Source organism: Nitrosomonas sp. Nm51, from assembly GCF_900111165.1.
Taxonomy (GTDB): Bacteria; Pseudomonadota; Gammaproteobacteria; order Burkholderiales; family Nitrosomonadaceae; genus Nitrosomonas.
In genome coordinates this window covers 1-2,941 of record NZ_FOGH01000102.1, presented here as the reverse complement: position 1 = coordinate 2,941, position 2,941 = coordinate 1, and the positions used below count along the sequence as shown (strand labels likewise).

Below are 2,941 nucleotides of genomic sequence, written 5' to 3'. Positions count from 1 at the left end.
CAGAGGCCGGCTATAGAGCTGCAATGACATTGTCTCCGACATAGCTATCATGACTAAAGGGAGCATCAGTGAAGATACAATCAGAGAGCATGACAACATTTAAACAAATTACCGGAAATAAAATTCTTCTTGCAAATATCGGGAAGTCCTTATAGGAGTGTCCGGGTCTATTGAACCACATCAAAGCACTTACCTCATGAAGCATGGCACGTTGTACAGCAAAAACAAGGAAGAGTAAAACCGACCACGCAAATGAAAGGTTCACTGGACGATACCATCGAAAACGTTAGCCAGATAGCAAACAACAGCAACCCCCTTCAAGGCATGTTTAAGTCATCTAAAAAAAAGAAGGATACATCATCTGACGACGAAGACGCCATGGAGTATGAATCTGATAATGAAGTCACCACGGACTATGAATCTAATGATAATTTTATGGATTATAAACCTGATGATGACTTACAAATTGATGAAGAGAACATCCTCAAAGAGGATAGCCTAAGTTCTCCTTCTTCCCAGGGGAAAGACGATAAGAATAAGAGCTCCGAAGAAAAGGGAGACTCAAAAAAGAGAAAAATGGAGGAAAAATGTAGAATTCGGCAAGAGTCAAAAAGCAAAAGAAGGAAAAAGGAAAAGCACCAGATATCTGGCACCCGCTTCACGGCCTGGAACCTCAATCACTTTGGCAAAGAGTACTCTATGGATGGCCAAGAAATACTAAGTGCTCTTGAAGCCATGGAAAAAACCATAGATGGCCTGGGTGATGATGAGTGGGCAAAACCCCTGAAGGACCTCAACCAACAGATCGTCACAGCCATTGAGACAGCCGACAGAGAGTACATAGAATTGCCATCCTTAGCAAATCCAAAAGAGGTCATGCACCTCATTGGCCTGATAAAGGAAATGAAGCAGAAAGTAGATAAAATAGTCAAAAGCAACAAGCAAAAGAAAAAAGCCGACAAAGCCGACCTCAGCCTGAACAAATCTCTTCGGACAGGTGACGAAAAACTCACCTCAAGACGAAAAATCAACACTTTAGTAGCAGACGTGTTGGGTTCTATCAAAAAGTACTACACCAAAAAACACATCGACAAACTACTCAGAATATACCCCGACCTTATCGTGGGGCTCAACGAGGTAAACGAAGGGGTAGACTACCTGAACCCTACCCAAACAGGCCCTAGGCTTCAATCCCTAACCATTACTCTAAGCGAAGTTAAGGAAAAGAAAAGCAAAAAGAAAGAAAAGGAATATGAAGAAGTTCTAAACTATGGTCAGGTAGAATACTATCCCATTAAGTACAATAAAGACCGCTACGAGTATCTGGGACATTTTTTGGTGACAGGAGAGGGAGAAAAAATAGAGAAAAACGATAATGAAATGTCTGATGAAGAAACCGAGGACACCCTTTTCTGGACCAAATACAAATCAAGTAAGGAAGAAGAGATAGATGACGAAGCAAATGACGATGAAGTAGATGAGGAATCAGATCACGAAAAGGATGACGATGGCTATTCATACGAAGAATTAGCAGAAAAATATCAGGCTGAGGGTAAAAAGAGCAGTTACGGGAAAATCAATAGATACAGACCCATAGTAGTCCACTGCCTTAAGAAGAAAAAACAAAACTACTTCGAAAAAGACGAACCCGTAATTTGGTACGGTATCATCCACACCACCCCTTACGGTAGTGAATTCTCCCGAAAAAAGATATACCAAGAGCAAATGAAAGAAGCCATCGCCGCTCTTGAAAAACTTGCAGCGAGTGAAAAAGCCAGACTGATCATCGGTGGAGACTATTATGTAGGGGCAGAATCACTGGTGGAGAGCCCTGAGAACGGAAACCTCAATGAAGCATTTGATAAAAAGGGAAAGAGACATAAAGGCAATCAAAACGAATTGCGAAACCTCAGAACACCAGATGATGAGAATAACATTTTTACTAACTACAGTTATTACAATCTCAACCAAAACCTCGAAATGACAGGATTGCAAGACCTAAGATCCGTTACCGGTACCAACAAAAACAAAATGGGTTTGCAGTCCGCCGACTATTTTATTGTTTCCCAACAAGGCTTGGGTAAAAAATCAAGAACCGGCCTCATCCGACCAGGTGGAAACACCATCGTAAGCCTGGAATCCCTAGACCAGGATATTTCCAAATACTGGATGCAGCTATCCGATCATCTGCCGGTCATGCTGGAGCTTGAAAGCAGCCGGAATAACGAAGGATGGGAAGAAGTTGATCGACAAGATCTGCAGTACATAAACCTAATGCAGGATCTACAGTATGCTATTACAGCACTTATGCTAGCTACCGGAGATACTGATCAAGGGGATACGAAGCAAGAGGTCGACTCTAAAGAACTGGAGGATTATACTAAACGCCTGGAACAACTGAGGAAGTTGAGGAGCAAGCTTCTCAAGAAAGACGAGGTGAGTGCCAAGGGACTAGAAGAAATAAGTACGGAACTAGGGAAGGTGAGGGAGCAAGTATCGATCCCCTTTATTGCATTAAACCGATTAGGTAAGTTAGGCCAAGACGATTTTGAAGAATACAGAGATATAGAATCCTCCGTCACTACCACCCTTTACAGTATTTGGGAAGACATAGTGAATGATGACGCTATAAACAACAGTGATGAAAAAGTTAAAGGCGTGATGGATGAAATCCAGAAAATAAGGCTAAGTATCAAGAATAATGGTTTGAAAAAGGGAGGTGAAAGTCTCGTTAGCCTGTTGGATATACTAGAAAAAGGTAAGGAGTGGCTGCCCGCAAGCACGAAATACAAAATAGGGCTGATAAATGATTTAATAGATGAAAAAAGCCATTGGGAAAGAGGAAAACTGATGTGGTTCAATAGACCCGGACACTCCAGTTAAGAGAAAATAGACTTAATTGGAGGAAGAAAAATTGGAAAGAAAACAATATACAAAAGAA

At 41.4% G+C, this 2,941-nt stretch carries 1 protein-coding gene; it reads left to right on the top strand.

Annotation, left to right across the window (positions count from 1 at the left end; all coding sequences use genetic code 11):
• Nucleotides 1–252 precede the first annotated feature (252 nt).
• Nucleotides 253–2,883 (top strand): exonuclease/endonuclease/phosphatase family protein, encoded by a 2,631-nt coding sequence (locus BMY60_RS14860; protein WP_090334684.1) that lies wholly within the window; start codon nt 253–255, stop codon nt 2,881–2,883.
• The last annotated feature ends 58 nt before the right edge of the window (nt 2,884–2,941 follow it).

Excerpts from the sequence above, each read along its gene's own strand:
- BMY60_RS14860 (WP_090334684.1), top strand. The coding sequence starts at position 253 with ATGAAAGGTTCACTGGACGATACCATCGAAAACGTTAGCCAGATAGCA.